General features: G+C 68.3%; 18 protein-coding genes and 1 pseudogene. 9 read left to right on the plus strand and 10 right to left on the minus strand.

Going from position 1 to position 16,326, the window contains the following annotated elements; translation table 11 throughout:
* Nucleotides 1-74: 74 nt before the first annotated feature.
* The 5 genes from AB0E63_RS01560 to AB0E63_RS01580 form a co-directional block, all read right to left on the minus strand.
* Entirely contained in the window at nucleotides 75-524 is a 450-nt protein-coding gene (locus AB0E63_RS01560; protein WP_360359634.1) for a helix-turn-helix domain-containing protein, read from the minus strand.
* A gap of 30 nt (nucleotides 525-554) precedes the next feature.
* Complete coding sequence (locus tag AB0E63_RS01565; RefSeq protein WP_360359637.1) at nucleotides 555-1,067, minus strand: DUF6879 family protein; 513 nt, start codon at nucleotides 1,065-1,067, stop codon at nucleotides 555-557.
* On the minus strand, nucleotides 1,045-1,284 hold the full coding sequence (locus AB0E63_RS01570; RefSeq protein ID WP_360359639.1) for a hypothetical protein: 240 nt from the start codon (nucleotides 1,282-1,284) through the stop codon (nucleotides 1,045-1,047). Before AB0E63_RS01570 ends, AB0E63_RS01565 begins: the two co-directional genes overlap by 23 nt.
* A 402-nt stretch (nucleotides 1,285-1,686) precedes the next feature.
* The gene (locus AB0E63_RS01575; RefSeq protein ID WP_360359642.1) at nucleotides 1,687-2,979 is read right to left on the minus strand and encodes a HAMP domain-containing sensor histidine kinase; all 1,293 of its coding nucleotides are present in this window, start codon (nucleotides 2,977-2,979) and stop codon (nucleotides 1,687-1,689) included.
* Entirely contained in the window at nucleotides 2,976-3,632 is a 657-nt protein-coding gene (locus AB0E63_RS01580; RefSeq protein WP_360359645.1) for a response regulator transcription factor, read from the minus strand. The genes AB0E63_RS01575 and AB0E63_RS01580 overlap by 4 nt, the downstream gene beginning before the upstream one ends.
* A gap of 111 nt (nucleotides 3,633-3,743) precedes the next feature.
* On the opposite strand from AB0E63_RS01580, the gene AB0E63_RS01585 reads away from it, so the two are divergent.
* The 4 genes from AB0E63_RS01585 to AB0E63_RS01600 are packed head-to-tail and all read left to right on the plus strand — an operon-like array spanning nucleotide 3,744 to nucleotide 7,214.
* The gene (locus AB0E63_RS01585) at nucleotides 3,744-4,265 is read left to right on the plus strand and encodes a hypothetical protein (RefSeq protein WP_360359648.1); all 522 of its coding nucleotides are present in this window, start codon (nucleotides 3,744-3,746) and stop codon (nucleotides 4,263-4,265) included.
* The gene (locus AB0E63_RS01590; RefSeq protein WP_360359651.1) at nucleotides 4,265-5,317 is read left to right on the plus strand and encodes a peptidoglycan-binding protein; all 1,053 of its coding nucleotides are present in this window, start codon (nucleotides 4,265-4,267) and stop codon (nucleotides 5,315-5,317) included. The genes AB0E63_RS01585 and AB0E63_RS01590 overlap by 1 nt, the downstream gene beginning before the upstream one ends.
* Nucleotides 5,314-5,979 (plus strand): ABC transporter ATP-binding protein, encoded by a 666-nt coding sequence (locus AB0E63_RS01595; RefSeq protein WP_360359654.1) that lies wholly within the window; start codon nucleotides 5,314-5,316, stop codon nucleotides 5,977-5,979. Before AB0E63_RS01590 ends, AB0E63_RS01595 begins: the two co-directional genes overlap by 4 nt.
* A complete protein-coding gene (locus AB0E63_RS01600; protein ID WP_360359657.1) occupies nucleotides 5,976-7,214 on the plus strand; it encodes an ABC transporter permease in 1,239 nt (412 codons plus the stop codon). The genes AB0E63_RS01595 and AB0E63_RS01600 overlap by 4 nt, the downstream gene beginning before the upstream one ends.
* Here AB0E63_RS01600 and AB0E63_RS01605 read toward each other — a convergent pair.
* Nucleotides 7,201-8,148, minus strand: coding sequence for a complex I subunit 1 family protein (locus AB0E63_RS01605; protein WP_360359659.1), 948 nt, complete (start codon nucleotides 8,146-8,148; stop codon nucleotides 7,201-7,203). The two genes, AB0E63_RS01600 and AB0E63_RS01605, sit on opposite strands and share 14 nt — an antisense overlap.
* Before the next feature lie 87 nt (nucleotides 8,149-8,235).
* Here AB0E63_RS01605 and AB0E63_RS01610 point away from each other — a divergent pair, with 87 nt between their 5' ends.
* Nucleotides 8,236-9,426, plus strand: a complete 1,191-nt coding sequence (locus tag AB0E63_RS01610; protein WP_360359662.1) for an NAD(P)H-binding protein — start codon at nucleotides 8,236-8,238, stop codon at nucleotides 9,424-9,426.
* Here the strand turns inward: AB0E63_RS01610 and AB0E63_RS01615 are convergent.
* From AB0E63_RS01615 to AB0E63_RS01625, 3 genes are read right to left on the minus strand one after another with little or no spacing between them, the layout of a single operon-like run.
* Nucleotides 9,417-10,214 carry an NADH-quinone oxidoreductase subunit C gene (locus tag AB0E63_RS01615; protein WP_360359664.1) on the minus strand — a complete coding sequence of 266 codons (798 nt, stop codon included), beginning with the start codon at nucleotides 10,212-10,214 and terminating at the stop codon, nucleotides 9,417-9,419. The genes AB0E63_RS01610 and AB0E63_RS01615 overlap by 10 nt on opposite strands.
* A complete protein-coding gene (locus AB0E63_RS01620) occupies nucleotides 10,211-10,762 on the minus strand; it encodes an NADH-quinone oxidoreductase subunit B family protein (protein ID WP_360359667.1) in 552 nt (183 codons plus the stop codon). The genes AB0E63_RS01615 and AB0E63_RS01620 overlap by 4 nt, the downstream gene beginning before the upstream one ends.
* Before the next feature lie 4 nt (nucleotides 10,763-10,766).
* The gene (locus tag AB0E63_RS01625) at nucleotides 10,767-11,612 is read right to left on the minus strand and encodes an alpha/beta hydrolase (RefSeq protein ID WP_360359669.1); all 846 of its coding nucleotides are present in this window, start codon (nucleotides 11,610-11,612) and stop codon (nucleotides 10,767-10,769) included.
* Nucleotides 11,613-11,693: 81 nt separating this feature from the next.
* Here AB0E63_RS01625 and AB0E63_RS01630 point away from each other — a divergent pair, with 81 nt between their 5' ends.
* The 4 genes and pseudogenes from AB0E63_RS01630 to AB0E63_RS01645 all read left to right on the plus strand — a co-directional run.
* On the plus strand, nucleotides 11,694-13,151 hold the full coding sequence (locus AB0E63_RS01630) for a cytosine permease (RefSeq protein WP_360359672.1): 1,458 nt from the start codon (nucleotides 11,694-11,696) through the stop codon (nucleotides 13,149-13,151).
* Nucleotides 13,151-13,663, plus strand: coding sequence for a cysteine hydrolase (locus tag AB0E63_RS01635; protein WP_360359676.1), 513 nt, complete (start codon nucleotides 13,151-13,153; stop codon nucleotides 13,661-13,663). Before AB0E63_RS01630 ends, AB0E63_RS01635 begins: the two co-directional genes overlap by 1 nt.
* A complete protein-coding gene (locus tag AB0E63_RS01640) occupies nucleotides 13,663-14,373 on the plus strand; it encodes a GntR family transcriptional regulator (RefSeq protein ID WP_360360300.1) in 711 nt (236 codons plus the stop codon). The genes AB0E63_RS01635 and AB0E63_RS01640 overlap by 1 nt, the downstream gene beginning before the upstream one ends.
* 179 nt (nucleotides 14,374-14,552) lie before the next feature.
* Nucleotides 14,553-15,107, plus strand: a pseudogene (locus AB0E63_RS01645) (aminoglycoside phosphotransferase family protein); the annotation flags it as partial.
* 297 nt (nucleotides 15,108-15,404) lie between these two features.
* Here AB0E63_RS01645 and AB0E63_RS01650 read toward each other — a convergent pair.
* Nucleotides 15,405-15,974, minus strand: a complete 570-nt coding sequence (locus AB0E63_RS01650; protein WP_360359679.1) for a dihydrofolate reductase family protein — start codon at nucleotides 15,972-15,974, stop codon at nucleotides 15,405-15,407.
* Between the last annotated feature and the right edge of the window lie 352 nt (nucleotides 15,975-16,326).

Genomic DNA, 16,326 nt, shown 5'->3' on the forward strand with positions numbered 1-16,326 from the left:
CCGGCTCCATTGCGCGTCGGTCAGCACCGCAGAACGAGACACCAGCCAACAATCCCAGCCAACCACGCCGACCTTTAGGAGACACGCCCTAGCCGACGGTCCCGGATCGAGGTGAGCACGGCGGTCGTGTACGCCGCGGTCTGCAACAGGCCGGGCACCATGGTTTGGCAGTAGGAGCGGTACTGCCTCGTGCGCTCATAGAGATCGCGCACGGAAGCGTTGAGGTGGCGTAGCCCGGTTCGTTCGGCCCGCCGCCAATCCAGCCACATCGAGTCGACGGACCGCAGTTCCGCAATGAGGTCCGCTAGGAGCTCGGGTGAAGAGCAGACAGCACACCACGTGCGCAGATCCGCCTCGGACGGCTGCTGTTTGCCATGCTCGATCTTGGACGTCTTGGCTTCATGCCAACCGGCCGCGGTGGACAGTCCCCGCGCGGTCAGTCCCGCGTCGAGCCGGATATCCCGCAGCCGGTCGGCAAGAGCCTGGCGCGCGCTCTGGGCACTCGAGAATTGCGACGCAGGCATCCAACTGGCTAACGACGAGAAGGCAGGGCTTTACACGGTAACGGAGTAGTCCACGTGGTCGATGCCACGCTCCCAGCTTGCCTCGAACGCCGAGCGACACAGCTTCACCACATCGGGGTCGGTGCTTACCTCATTGCCGACGAACCGCCCGTCACCGGCGAAGAGGCAGAACTGAACGGTGGCTTCATCGAAGATCCAGACGTCGTTACCTGGCAGGGCAACCGCGGACACGCGCGGGCGCGGTACCCAGCGGATCGCCTCTCCGGCAATGACGTTGACGCGCGAAGTCACTGCGTGTTCAAAGGCGATGTAATCCGAGACCGGTTCACTGACGACTCGTACCCGCTTGAGCTCGACGCCTCGCGCAGTTGCGGTGCTGGCCGTCTCCGTCCAGCCGGCGTACTCGCGGACCGCCTGGTCGACGTCACCAGCCTGCCACGCTGCATAGGCGGGGTCTTCGGTCATGTACTGGTCGCGAAACTCCAGCTTCAGCGCAGTTCGACTGGAGCCGGCGAGCAGTTCATCGAACGATGGCTCCAGCACGACAGGCCTCCACAATGATCTCCGCCATCCTGGCGGGTAGCTTCACGACGGACTCCGAGTCCTCGAGCCCACAGTCCTTCGACAGCCTGGCCAGCATCGCCAGATCGACGACCGTCTCACCCTGAAAGTACAGATCGCCGGTCTCCTCGTCTCGGAAGACCGCTGGACAGTTGTTCCCCGGGCAGTTCGGGTCTTTGCCGTAGAACAGTAGTGCCATGATGACCTCCTGTATCAGGTAGCACACTGTGGGTGGTGCTGACCCATCATCGAGGGGACTTCCGTCCGTAGCCAAGCCTTCGGGGCAGCACGCGCAAGTTTGCGCAAGTTGCTTGCGAAAGCCCTGACGGGCTGCACCCTCAGCGTCGGGCTAGCAAGGTTGCTCGTGGCGCTTCACTCGCCGAGCCCGAGTCCTGGCCCGGTCGCAAGGTGCCGGTGGGCCAGCCTGCATCCCCATGGCGTTCCATCCGCCACCGGAGCCGGTGCTCGAGTCCAGTGCCTCGGTCCACAGCTCGTCCGCCGCTCCCAGGTGGGGCGAAGGCCAGTTCGCGGCGCCGCCGGAGGTGGCCGACAGGACAGCCGCCGCGGAGCGGTGTCCTTTGGGGCGGTGTGCTTCGGGTGGTTAGGTGGGGTCGAGGGGGAGGGTGACGGTTACTTGTAGGCCGCCGGATTCTCGGGGGATCGCTGTGACGGTGCCGTGGTGGGCTTCGGCTACTGAGCGGACGATGGAGAGGCCTAGGCCGGCGCCCTTTCCGGTGACCAGGCGTTCGGCGCCCAGGCGGTAGAAGGGTTTGAAGAGGGATTCGACTTCGTACGGCGGGATCTCGGGTCCGGTGTTGGTGACGACCAGTTCCACGTGGTCGTGGGTTGTCCGGCTGACTACTCGGACCCAGGCGGCGGACTCCAGGGCCATCACATTCGCGGAGTCCAGTGCGTGCCCCGCGGCGCCGGTCGGGCGGTGGGCAGTTGTGATGGCCTGGCGGTCCGCGGTGGTGACGTTGTGGCGGATGCCGTTTTCGACGAGGTTGTGGACCAGGCGTTCGAGGAGCAGGGCGTCGCCGGACACGGGGGCGTCGGCGGGAGCGCGGATGAGGTCGACGTGGGCGGCGGTGGCTTCGGGGGTCAGCTGGGTGGCTACGTGGTTGACGATGTCGGCCAGGTTGACGGGGTAGACGGTGGTCAGGGCCTTCTCGGAGTCGGCGAGGATCAGGAGGCCGTCGATGAGTTGTTCGTGGCGGGCGTTGATGGTGAGGAGGCTCTCGCCGAGCTCCTTGACATCACTGGATGCCGTACGGCGATGCATCGCGACCTCGACCAGCGCGCGGCCGAGCGTCAGTGGGGTGCGGAGCTCGTGGGAGGCGTTGGCGACGAAGCGGCGTTGGCCGTCGAAGGAGTGGCCGAGCCGCTCGACCATGGTGTCGAAGGCGTCGGCCAGCTTCACCTCGTCCTGAGGGCCGTCCAGTGCGATCCGCTCATGGAGCGCCGCGGGTGCCGCAGCGATGCGGCGCGCGGTGTCGGTGACTCGGTGCAGGGGTGCCAGGACTCGGCCCGCGACCAGCCAGCCGAAGCCGGCTGCCAGCCCGCCCACCACGACCAGTGCGACGCTGCCCTGGGTCAGGAACGACTTGATCGCGGCCTGGCGGACCTGTTGGCGCTGCTGGTCCAGCACCCGCTCGGCGTCCGAGCCGGTGAGCACATCACCGTCCTTGTTCATCACATAAACCTGGTCCGGCTTCGGTGACGCACCCGCGGACGGCGGCGGGTTGAGGTACGTGCCTTGCACGATCACCCGGTACTGCTGGCCCAGGTTGTTGGTGAACAGCGCATAGGTGACACCGAGCAGCAGTACGCCGGCAACCATGAACAGACCGCCATAGATCAGCGTGAGCCGCCCCCGCAGCGTCAGCCGTCTCACGGGATGCGGTACCCGACGCCAGTGACGGTCTCGACCAGTCCCGGCTCCCCCAGCTTCCTGCGCAGCTTGAGGATGGTCAGCCGGACCGCTCCGGTGAATGGATCCACGTGCTCGTCCCATGCCTTCTCCAGGAGTTGTTCGGCCGACACCGTGGCGCCATCGGCTCGGAGTAGTTCCGCGAGTACGGCGAACTCCTTCTTCGACAGCGGCACGTACCGACCGTCCCGGAACACCTCGTGCCGGGCCGGATCCAGCGTGAGCCCCGCGCGACGCAGTACTGGCGGGTCAGCCGGACGACTCCGCCGCCCGAGCGCCAGCACCCGGGCCGCCAACTCGGCGAAGGCGAACGGTTTGGTCAGATAGTCGTCCGCACCGAGCCCAAGCCCTTCCACTCGGTCCGTCACCGCAGCCGCGGCCGTCAGCATCAGTACTCGCGTGGCCGAGCCGGAGTCCACCAACTGTCGGCACACGTCGTCGCCATGTACGACGGGAATGTCACGGTCCAGGACCAGTACGTCGTACGCGTTCACAGCCAGCCGTTCGAGCGCGGCGCCGCCGTCACCCGCCACATCGACGGCATGCGAGTCGTCGCGCAGCCACTCCGCGATCGCTGCCGCCAGCAACGGTTCGTCCTCGACCACCAGCACACGCACGCCTCCCATGATCCCCGATGCCCGTGTTTCCCCAGCGTTAGCGACTGCGGAAACCGTCTGGAAACGGCATCCGGCGAAGGCTGTCAGCCTGAACCGATCCAAGGAGAGATGATGCGCAAGACCACCCTGGCCGTCGTCCTGGCGGCCGCCCTACTGACGGCCACAGGGCTGACCGGATGCGGCGCGAAGGACCCCGACACCCAGGTCGCCTCGGGCAGTGGCGCCCAGCCTCAGTCCACCGCACCGAGCAGTGCGCCGCCCAGCCTCAGCCGGGACGAGATGGCGGTCAAGTTCACCCAGTGCCTGCGGGAACAGGGTCTCAACGTGCCGGACCCCGAACCGGGCAAGGGTCCGCTGCTCAAGTTCGACAAGAGCTCCGGTGTCAGCCCGGAGCAGGTCCAGAAGGCGATGGAAGCCTGCCAGCAGTACAACCCGCAGGGCGAGAGCAGTGCGAACCCGCAGCAGGACGAGAACGGGCGCAAGTTCGCCGAGTGCATGCGCAAGAATGGCGTGGAGAAGTTCCCGGACCCGACGCCTGGCCAGCGCGGCGTGATGATCGGTCCGGAGGTCGGTGACGACCCCGACTTCCAGAAGGCACAGCAGACGTGCCAGCCGATCCTGGCAGGCCAGTGATGCGCAGAGCCTGGACGGCTGTGGTCGTCCTGGCCGCCGGAGGGGCCGTCAGCGCCTTCCTGGTGAACCGGGGCGACACCAGCCAAGCAGCGAACCAAACCGCGCAGGCACTGCCGGTCAACACCGCCAGAGTCACGCAGCAGACCCTCAAGGACACCGAGACCGAAGACGGCGACCTCGGCTTCGGTACGACGTCCACCGCGGTCAACAGGTCCGCGGGGACGATCACCGGCCTGCCCGACAGCGGACAGGAACTCAGGCGCGGCAACACCGTCTACAGCCTCGACAACAAGCCGACCACACTCCTGTACGGCGCACTCCCGGCGTACCGGCGACTCGCGAACGGCAGCGCGGGCACTGACGTCCTGCAACTCGAGCAGAACCTCAGAGCGCTGGGCTACACCGGCTTCACCGTCGACGACGAGTACACCGCTGCCACAGCGGAGGCTGTCGAGGAGTGGCAGGAGGACCGCGGCCTGGACGAGACCGGTGTCGTCGAACTCGGCAGTGTCCTCTTCGCACCCGGTCACATCCGGGTGGACAGTGTGGACGCACAAGAGGGCGCGCCGCTCGGCCCGGAGCAGAAGGTCCTTACCTACACCGGCACCACCAAGGCCGTCACGGTCGAGCTCGACGTCGCGGACCAGCGCCTGGCCAAGCCCGACGCGGCGGTCACCGTCGCGCTACCGGACGGCAAGACCGTGCCCGGCCGGGTGGACAAGGTGTCGACGAAGATCGTCCCGGCCGAGAGCCCGGACAAGGACCCGGAGACCAAGGTCGAGGTGGTCGTTGCCATCGACAACCAGAAGGCGGTCGCGGCCTGGTCGCTCGCGGCCGTCGACGTCACCTTCACCGCCTCGGAACGCAAGAACGTGCTCACGGTTCCGGTAGCCGCGCTGGTCGCCCTGCGCGAGGGCGGCTTCGGAGTCGAGGTCACCGACGGTACGTCGTCGCACTACGCGCCGGTGAAGACCGGACTGTTCGCGAGCGGTCAGGTCGAGATCAGCGGCACCGGGGTCAAGGCCGGTATCGCGGTGGGGATCCCGAAGTGATCGAACTGACCGAGGTGACCAAGGTGTACCCGGGCGGCGTGACGGCCCTCGGCGGGGTCAGCCTGCGGATCGACCGCGGTGAGCTGGTCGCGATCGTCGGGCCGTCGGGGTCCGGCAAGTCGACGATGCTCAACGTCCTCGGCACTCTCGATCGGCCGACCGCCGGCACGGTCCGGATCGACCGGTACGACGTGGCGCGGCTGTCGGACTCGGGTCTGTCCGCGCTCCGGGCGACCCGGATCGGGTTCGTGTTCCAGCAGTTCCACTTGGCATCCGGCGTACGGGCGCTGGACAACGTCGCGGACGGGCTCCTCTACTCCGGGCTGCGGCCAGCGGTACGGCGGAAGCGGGCGGCGGCTGCGTTGGAGCGCGTGGGGCTCGGCCACCGGATGGATCACGAACCGCATGAGCTGTCCGGCGGCGAGCGGCAACGGGTCGCCGTGGCACGGGCGGTCTCGGGTGAACCCGCCGTACTGCTGGCCGATGAGCCGACCGGAGCACTCGACTCGGCGTCGGGTGCCGGAGTGATGGAACTGCTCCGGGACCTGCACGCCGCCGGTACGACGATCGTCGTCATCACGCACGACCGCGACATCGCCGCGTCCCTGCCCCGCCAGGTGCGAATGCGCGACGGCGTAATCCTCGAGGAGGTCCACGCATGACCGGCGAGCAGAAGCCGGCCGGAGGTGGGCGCAGGAGCGGCGAGCTCAAACCCGCAAGACTCGGGCTACGCGATGTCGTCCGGGTGGGCGCGGTCGGCCTGCGGACCCGGCCGACGCGGGCGTTCCTGTCCGCCTTGGGGATCGCGATCGGGATCGCGGCGATGGTCGCAGTGGTCGGCATCTCGTCGTCCTCGCGAGCCGAGCTCGACGGTCAACTCGATGCCCTGGGCACCAATCTGCTCACCGTCGCGCCGGGCGTCCGGCTGACCGGCGAGCAGGCCCAGCTGCCGCTCACCGCCGAGGCGATGGTCCGCCGGATCGCCCCGGTCCGGGCCGAGTCGGCGGTCGGCAAGGTGGACGACGCCGCGGTGTACCGGAGCAACAAGATCCCGGCCGTCGAGACGAACGGCATCATCGCGTACGCCGCTCGTACCAACCTGCTCGACACCATCGGAGCAACCCTGCGCAGTGGCAAGTGGATCGACGCGGCCACCGGCCACTACCCGGCGACCGTCCTCGGCGCCAGCGCCGCCGACCGGCTGGGCATCACGAAGGCCGGCCCGGACACGCAGGTGCTGATCGGGAACACGTGGTTCACCGTGCTCGGGATTCTCGAGCCGGCCGCGCTGGCGCCGGAGCTGGACAGCGCCGCGCTGATGGGATGGCCCGCGGCGGACACCACGCTGGACTTCGACGGGCACCCGACCACGATCTACACCCGGTCCGACGACGCCCAGGTGGAGGCGGTCCGCTCGGTGCTCGGGGCAACGGCCAACCCAGAGGCGCCGAACGAGGTCGACGTGTCCCGGCCGTCCGACGCACTCGCCGCGAAGCAGGCCGCGGGCCAGGCGTTCACCGGGCTGCTGCTCGGGCTCGGCGCGGTCGCGTTGCTGGTCGGCGGGGTCGGGGTGGCCAACATCATGGTGATCTCGGTGCTCGAACGCCGGGCGGAGATCGGGCTGCGCCGCTCACTCGGGGCGACTCGAGGGCAGATCCGGACCCAGTTCCTCACCGAGTCCTTGCTGCTGTCCGCGTTAGGTGGCGCCGGCGGGGCATTACTGGGATCCGCGGTCACCGCGGCGTACTCGTCGTACCAGAACTGGCTGACGGTCATCCCCGTCTGGTCCCTGGCCGGCGGCGTCGCAGCCACCCTGGTGATCGGCGGACTCGCCGGCCTTTATCCGGCCATCCGGGCTGCCCGCCTGTCGCCTACAGAAGCTCTCAGAACAGGGTGACGCCGATGCCGGTGAGCGCTAGCTGGAGGAGCGCCACCGGCACCAGGCCCTGCCAAGCGAGCTTCTGGAGCTGGTCGGCGCGCATCCGCGGGAACGACACACGGACCCAGATCACCACGACCGACACGAAGGCGACCTTCAGCAGAGTCCAGATCCAGCCGATCGACTCCGGTCCCGGCCCGCTCCAACCACCCAGGAACAGCACCGTCGTCAGACCCGCGAGGATCACGATCCCGGCGTACTCGGCGAGCAGGAACATCGCGAACCGGAGCCCGGTGTACTCGGTGTAAGGCCCGAAGATGACCTCGGAGTCCGCAACCGGCATGTCGAACGGCGGCCGCTGCAACTCGGCCAGTCCGGCGATGAAGAACACGATCATCCCGGGCAGCTGCCAGAGCAGCCACCACGGGTTCCAGGCGTGGGCGATGCCGGTCAGGCTGAGGGTGCCGGCCGCGACCGCGACGCTCGCCGCGGAGAGTACGAACGGGAGTTCGTAGCTCATCAGCTGCGCCGCGACCCGGAGCCCGCCGAGCAGGCTGTACTTGTTGCCGCTCCCCCAGCCGGCCATCAGCGATCCGAGGACGCCGATGCTCATCACCGCGAGGACGAAGAACAGACCGGAGTCGAGGTCCGCGCCGACGATGCCGGGCGCGAGCGGGATCGCGGCGAGCGCGGCCATGTACGGCAGGATCGCCACGATCGGCGCCCACTCGAAGACCCGCCGGTCCGCGGCGGCCGGAACCACGCTCTCCTTCTGCACGAACTTCACGCCGTCCGCGACCAACTGCGCCCAGCCGTGGAACGCACCGGCGTACATCGGGCCGAGCCGCGACTGCATGTGCGCCATCACCTTGTGCTCGGCCTGACCGACCAGCAGAGGCGCCACCAGGAAGGCGACCAGGACGCCCACCACCCGCACCACGAACTCCAGCATGACCGCACCCTATCGACTCCGACTTGACCTCAACCAACGTTGAGGTCGAAAGGTGGGTCGCAGTTACCCAGGTTGAGGAGAATTCAGATGACCACCGTTCTAGTCACCGGAGCCACCGGGCGCGTCGGCCGGCACGTCGTCGAGGGCCTGCGCGCGGCGGGCGTGACCGTCCGGGCCCTCGTGCGTACGCCGGACCTCGCCGGACTGCCGACGGACGTCGAACTCGTGCGCGGTGATCTCTACGACGCGGACGCCGTACGACGAGCCGCGGCCGACGTGGATGCGGCATTCCTGCTGTGGCCGTCGTTCGACGCGTCGGGCGCGGCGGCCGTGGTCGGCCAGTTGCCGCGGCGGGTGGTGTACCTGTCCTCGCTCAACGCCTCGGATGGTGGCGTCTGGGGCGAGGTCGAGGAGCTGCTGCGGAACGCGGGCAAGGAGTGGACGTTCGTACGGCCGGGTGGGTTCGCGGTGAACGCGCAGGCTTGGGCTCGGGAGTTCCGCGAGGGTGACGTGGTCAGGCTGCCGTACCCGGAGGCCGGCCGATCGCTGATTCACGAGCGGGATATCGCCGCGGTCGCCGTACTCGCGCTGCTGGATGATCGGCACGTTGGCCAGAGCTATGAGCTCACGGGGCCGGAGGTGCTGACGCAGGCCGAGCAGGTCGAGACGATCGCGCTGGCCGTCGGCAAGCAACTGCGGATCGAGGGACTCACCGGCGCCGACGCTCGGCAGGCGATGCTCGACCAGGGCGCTCCGCCCGCGATCGCCGACAGCGCAGTCAGCTACTGGTCCACCCTCGTCGACAATCCTGAGCCCGTCACGAACACGGTTGTGCAGCTCACCGGGCGCCCGGCTCTGACGTTTGCCGCCTGGGCCGAAGAACACGCCGACGAGTTCTGCGTGCTGACCACGGCTGAGGTCGCCGACCGCTACGTCAACGCGCTCAGCACCGGCCGTCTCGACCAGGCACTTGCGCTGTCCGCTCCGGAAGTCGTCCGGGTCGCCCCACTCGAAACCGGCGGCGAAGAGATCGAGGTCAAGGGCGTCGACGCCATCCTCGAGAACGCCCGCCGGCTCAACGCCGACGTCGAGTACCTGGCGGTCCAACTGGTCGGCCCACTACTCCTCGACGACCGCTTCGCCGTCCGCTTCAGCTTCGACCAACTCAACGTCCGCACCGGCATCCGCTCCCGCACCACCAAGCTCTCCCTCTGCACGGTGCAGTCCGGCCAAATCACCCGTGAGGAAGTCTTCTACTACACCCCAGTTCACTCCTGAGGCGAGTCCGCAGCCGGCGGGTCGGCGGCGGGTGGTGCCTCGGCTGCTGGTGCCTCGGCTGCTGGCGCCTCGGCTGCTGGTGCCTCGGCTGCTGGTGCCTCGGCTTGTGGTGCCTCGGCTTGTTTGCGGGCTCGTCGTTCCCCAGGAGCTCGGCGGGGGCGAGCCGGTGTCGCGGCGGCCTCGGCGGGGGCCAGCGGGCTGGGGTCGGGGGATCCGGGTGGGCGGGGACCCCAGGTTTCGGGGTCGGGGACGCCGGGGGGAAGGGTGCGGCGGCGGCTGGGGGCGCCGGCGGGGGCGTGGTCGGACTCGCCGGGTTCCTTGGCACCGGGCCACGGCTTGGCGACCCGGGAGGCGAGGATGAACTCCTTGCGGAGCGGGTTGCCTTCGAAGCCGTCGGGGAGCAGCAGCGGGATCAGGTTCGGGTGGCCGGCGAAGGTGATGCCGAACATCTCGAACGTCTCGCGCTCATGCCAGTTCGCACCGGCGTAGAGCTCCGACAAAGTCGCCAGTACCGGCAGGTCGCGCGGGACCAGCGTCCGGACGAGCAGATGGTCGACATGCGATCCGCCCCAGAAATCGGCAAGGTGTGACACCACCCGGAACCCGTCGCCGAGCTCGTCGGAAGCACTCAGGAAATCGAAGAACGTGAACCCGACCGCGTCCCGCAGCACCTCGTGCGCCGCCACCCACGACTCCAGCGGTACGTCGATCGCCGTCGGACCGAAGCTGTCCACCGAAGTCGCGGCGATCCCGGCGCTGGTCAGCGCGTTGAGGGCGTCGTCACTCAAGGCTTCACCAGGCCGCGGGTCAGCGCCGCGGCGGACGGCTCGTCGTACCGGCTTGTCATGTCCTCGCCGGCGATCTTCTCCTGCAGCTTGAGGATCCCCTGCAGCAACGCCTCCGGCCGCGGCGGGCAGCCGGGCACGTACACGTCGACCGGGATGATCTGGTCGACGCCCTTGGTCACGCAGTACGAGTCCCAGTACGGGCCGCCGGAGTTCGAGCAGGAGCCGAACGAGATGACGTACTTCGGCTCCGGCATCTGGTCGTAGAGCCGCTTGATCGCGGGCGCCATCTTGTCCGTCACGGTGCCCGACACCACCATCAGGTCGGCCTGCCGCGGCCCGGGCGCGAACGGGATCACGCCCAGCCGGATGAAGTCGTGCCGGCCCATCGATGCCGCGATGAACTCGATCGCGCAGCAGGCCAGGCCGAAGTTGAACACCCACAGCGAGTACTTGCGGCCCCAGTTCAGCAGGTACCGGACCGGCTCGGGCGCGAGCTTCGCCAGCGCACCCACCGCCGGCCGCACCGTCGGCATCCCCAGCTCGGTCATGGTCTCAGCCTAGTCCGACAATCTCTTCCGCGAGGATCTCCGGGTACTCCAGCGGCGCGTAGTGCCCGACGCCGTCGACATGCCGCAGCCGTACGTCGCTGAAGAAGTCGTCGATCCGGTCCGACCAGGCCCGCGGGAACAGCGGATCGAACTCCGGCCACAGCACCACCGTCGGTACGGCGATCCGGTCGTACGACGGCGGCGCCATCTCCGCCGCTGACACGGCGACCGACCCGGCGCCGGCCCGGTACCAGCTGATCGACGCCGTGAATGCACCCGGCACCGAGTAGACCTCGACCAGGTGATCCAGCTCCGGCTCGAACCCGGGCCCGGACCAATGGGTCCAGAAGTGCCGCAGGTACTTGCGGACCGCGTCCGGGTTGCCGTCGATCAGCTCCTCGATCACGGGCAGCCGGTGAAAGGCCTGGTACCAGAACTCGGCCTGCGCGTGCTCGGAGAACACCCGCTTCCCGATCCCCGGCAAGGGTGGCGCGATCACCATCCCGTCGATGAGATCAGGCCGGCTCCGGGCGATCCCCTGGGCGATCCGGCTGCCGATGTCGTATCCGGCGAGCACCGGCCGATCCAGCCCGAGCTCCTCGATCAGCCCGAGCACGCTCCGCCCCTGCGCGGCGACGCCGTACTCCATCGGATCGATGGACTGTTTGTCCGACTCGCCGAACCCGCGCAGATCCGGGACGACCACCTCGAACCCACGCTCGGCCAGCATCGGCGCCAGCACCCGGTAATCGGTGCGATCACCCGGCCAGCCGTGCAGCAGGATCACCGCCGGGCCGTCGCCGATCCGGTCGTACGCCAGTTGGAACCCGTCCACCGCGTTGCTCAGCATGATTCATTCTTGACCACGTCCGTGCCCGGGCCTACCGTGATTGAACAGGACTGAACAGGTCCATTCTGGGTGGGAGACACCATGGCTGACCAGCTCGAGGTGCAACAGACCCGCGCGCTCTCGGTGGAGAGCAACGGGCTCAACGTGATCGCGGAGGCCGAACGGAAGGGCCGGCCGGCGCAGCTGTTCTGGCCGTGGTTCGCGGCGAACGTCTCCGTGCTCGGCATCAGCTACGGCGCGTTCACGCTCGCGTTCGGGATCTCGTTCTGGCAGGCGGTGATCGCCGGGCTGATCGGGGTCGTCTTCTCGTTCCTGCTCTGCGGGCTGGTCGCGCTGGCCGGCAAGCGTGGTTCGGCGCCGACGATGGTGCTCAGCCGGGCCGCGTTCGGTGTCCGGGGCAACAAGCTGCCGTCGCTGGTGTCGTGGTTGCTGACGGTCGGCTGGGAGACCGTGCTGACGATCCTCGCGACGCTGGCCACGGCGACCGTGTTCGAGCGCCTCGGCTGGGGCGGCGGCAACCTGACGAAGGTGGTCGCGCTGCTCGTGGTCGGCGTACTGATCGTGGCCTGTGGCGTGCTCGGGTTCGACCTGATCATGCGGGCGCAGACCGTGATCACCGTGGTCACCGGCGTGCTGACGGTCGTCTACATCATCCTGGTCGCCGACCAGATCCACTGGAGCACCGTGTCCGCGCTGCCGAGCGGATCTGCCCAGCAGGTGATCGGCGCGCTGGTCTTCCTGATGACCGGCTTCGGGCTCGGCTGGGTGAACGCGGCCGCGGACTACTCCCGGTACCTCCCGCGCCGCGCGTCGAGCCGAGGCGTGGTCGGCTGGACCACGTTCGGCGGCTCGGTGGCTCCCGTCGTACTGCTGATCTTCGGTCTGCTGCTGGCGGGGTCGTCGGAGGACCTGAGCAAGGCGATCGCCGCCGACCCGATCGGTGCGCTGGCGGAGGCGTTGCCGACGTGGTTCCTGGTGCCGTTCGTGATCGTGGCGGTGCTCGGTCTGGTCGGCGGCGCGGTGCTGGACATCTACTCGTCCGGGCTGGCTCTGCTGTCGCTCGGCGTACCCGTGAAGCGGTATGTCGCGGCCTTCATCGACGGCCTGGTGATGATCGCGGGCACCGTCTACGTGGTGTTCTACGGCGGTGAGTTCCTAGGCGAGTTCCAAGGCTTCCTGATCACGCTCGGCGTCCCGATCGCGGCCTGGTGCGGCATCATGCTCGCCGACATCGCGACCCGCCGGCGCGACTACACCGACGACGACCTCTACGCCCCGAACGGCCGGTACGGCGACATCCGGTGGCTGCCGGTGGTCACGATGCTCGTTGCCACCGGCATCGGCTGGGGCCTGGTCACGAACACGCTGGCGTCCTGGCTGACCTGGCAGGGGTACCTGCTCGATCCGCTCGGGCTCGGCGGCAAGACGGGTGACTGGGCATACGCCAACCTCGGTGTCCTGGTCGCGCTGGTGGCCGGGTTCGTCGTACAGCGGTTCGCCGGGGCGGCCGCCGTACGGCAACAGGAGACGATCGCCTGATGGTGCTCGCCCTCATCGACCTGCAGCGGATCTTCGCCGACCCGGCGTCCGGCTGGGCCACGCCGGACTTCGACCGGGTGGTCGAGCCGACCAAGCAGCTGATCGAGCGCTTCGCACCGAACGTCGTCTTCACCCGTTTCGTGGCGCCGGCGCAACCGACCGGTGCCTGGGTGCCGTACTACGAAGAGTTCCCGTTCGCCCTGCAGCCGCCGGATGCGGACGACTACCAGCTCGTCGACGAGTTCAAGGGCGCTCCAACGCTGGACAAGACCACGTTCGGCGCGTGGGGCCCCGAACTCGCGGCCCGGTCGAACGGACAGCTGGTCCTGGGTGGCGTGACCACGGACTGCTGCGTGATCAGTACGGCGCTCGCCGCGGTCGACGCCGGCGTCCACGTGCAAGTGGTCGAAGAGGCGTGCGCCGGGTCCACCGACGACAACCATCGCAAGGCGATCGACATCATGCGGTTGTACGCACCGATGCTGGAGATCGTCAGCCTCGACCAGTGGTGATGATGCGCCGAATCACGTTGAAGCACGAGCGGGTCGCGGCGGTGCTGGCCCGGGAGATCAAGTCGGGCATCGTACGGCGTGGTGCTCAGCTGCCCGGGGAAGTCGAGCTGGCGCGGCGGTTCTCGGTCAGCCGGAACACGGTCCGGGCGGCCCTCGCCGTACTGGCCGACGACGAGTTGATCACCACCCGCACCGGCAAGGGGTCGTTCGTGCTCTTCGACGGAAGGCCGTTGGACGGACGGCTCGGCTGGACCCACGCGCTGTCGGAGCAAGGCGTGGAGACCCGGATGCGGACCGTCCGGATCGAGCTGGCACAGGATCCCGCCCTGGCCGAACGCCTCGGGCTCGACTCCCCGGACGTGATCGTGATCGAACGCGTGCGGCAACTGCTGGACGGTACGGCGATCTCCCTCGAACACAGCCGGATCCCGGCGCTGGACTCACTACGCTCGCTGCCCGACCGGGGCCTGGACAACGGTTCGATCAGCACCACCCTCAACCGCGCCGGGTTGTACCTGGACCACTGCGAGCAGCGCCTCCGCGGCCGCCCCCTGAGCCCCGGCGAAGCCGACCTGCTGAGCCGTCCGGAAGGTGCCTGGTTCCTGCACACCACCCGAACCAGCTGGACCGCCGACGAACGCTTCGCCGAGTACGCCGACGAACTCCTCGACCCCGAACACTACGAACTAAGCCTCTCCTACGGCACCTAACCACGGGGAAAGCCCCCCGCGTGCTACGCAGCCACTCCTCGTCGCCCCGCTCCTCGTCGCAGCCGCTCCGCGCGCTCCCACCCACCCTCCGGCTCATCGCCGGCGCATCCTTGCCAGCTGCCGCCGGCGGGTTTGCTCGCTCCCGCTCGCATCTACAGCCCCGTGGTGGCGAATTCCCGATGCGCCGGGCAATTGGTCGCGGTTATGGTCCGTTCGTGGCCCCGACCGACGATGAGCTCGATGCTTTGCGCCCGGTCTCGATCAAGGACGGGATCGTCACCAGACCCGCCTCTTCCTGGTCGCCGACCGTCCATGCGTTCCTGCGGTACTTGCGCGGCCAAGGACTCACGTGCGTACCAGAACCGATCGCTGTCGACGGTGATGTCGAACGGCTCGTGGTCATCGAGGGTGACGCCGGCGCGGACGGCTGGGCGCACCAGCACTCCGAGGCTGGGCTACGTTCTGCGGCCCGGCTGCTGCGGACACTCCACGACGCGTCCATCGGCTGGGAGCCACCACCGGATGCGGTCTTCTGCGCGCCCGACGTGGAATCCAAGGCGGAGACGGTCTGGTGCCACGGTGATGTCGGCCCCTGGAACATGGTGTGGCACGGCGACGAGGCAGTAGGTCTTATCGACTGGGACTTTCTGCATCGCGGACCGCGGCTCGATGACGTTGCCTACGCACTTCAATGGTTCACACCCGCCCGCAGCGACGAGATGGCGCTGACCTGGCACCACTTCCCGACCGTGCCCGATCGGGCGGCGCGAGTACGCGTCTTCCTGCAAACCTATGGCGGATTGCCTTCCTTCGACGTCGCCGAGGCGATCGCCACCCGGATGGAGGCAACCATGGCCATGGAGTTGTCGCTGGCCGAGGCCCGGTGTCGAGCCACAGAAGACTTGGGTCGCCGAGGGCAGCCAGGAGTGGGCGGCCGGCAAGGCACGATGGGTACGCGAGCACGCCAACCTGCTGACGCCCTGACAACGACATGGTCGGGCGTCCGATCATCGAAGGTACGGACATGCCGCCTATTTCTTGATCTCGTAGCGCAGAAGTGCCACGCCGTTGTCGAACGAGGTGGCCTCGACCAGTTTCAGGTCTTGCCGATCCTCGAAGACGCGCGTTCCCTTGCCGCGGGCCGCCGGGCAGACAAGCATTCGGACCTCGTCCACGACGCCGACGGCCAGCAGGGAGTGCATGAGTTTCAAGCTCCCCCACAGCCAGATGTCCTTGCCGCTCTGCTCCTTGAGCTCCCGGATGGTGGCGACCGGGTCGCGAGTCACGGTAGCGGCGGGAAAGTCGCCCCAGTGGGCGTCATCCAGCTTCGACGAGGCGACGAACTTGGTGAGGTTGTTGAGCTTCTCGCCGTACTCGCCCTGGTCCTTGGCGTACGGCCAGTAGCCCTTCGACTGGTTGTAGGTGTTGGCGCCGAGAATCATCGTGTCGACCGAGTCGATGAAGCCCATCATGTTGTTCTTGAAGGGGTCGTCGGTGACCTCGTCGTCGAACGGTTCCCCCGACACGAAGCTGAGGCCACCGTCCTCCTCCGCGGCGATGTTGTCGACGGTAACCCACTGCTGGACTATGAGCTTTCGCATGACTGTCCTCCCGGTACGTGCCAGGTGCGGCCAAGCTGACCGCATCTACCCCTGGGACGTAGCCGGCACGCCGGTCTCGACATCCCCCGGCCACATCTGACGACCACGAGCAGATCTGACCACGCGGCGGTCGACGCGAGCGGCAGCGAGCAACCCGCCGGCGGGTAGCCGGGAGGGATGCGCCGGCGGTGAGCCGGAGGGTGGGTGGGAGCGCGCGGAGCGGCTGCGACGAGGAGCGGGGCGACGAGGAGTGGCTGCGTAGCACGCGAGGGCTTCCCCGCGGCGAGGAGTGGCTGTGTAGTGCGCGGGGGCTGCGTCTAAGGGGTTTGTTGCCTTGGGCGTAGGGATATGT

Source organism: Kribbella sp. NPDC026596, assembly GCF_040638415.1.
Taxonomy (GTDB): domain Bacteria; phylum Actinomycetota; class Actinomycetes; order Propionibacteriales; family Kribbellaceae; genus Kribbella.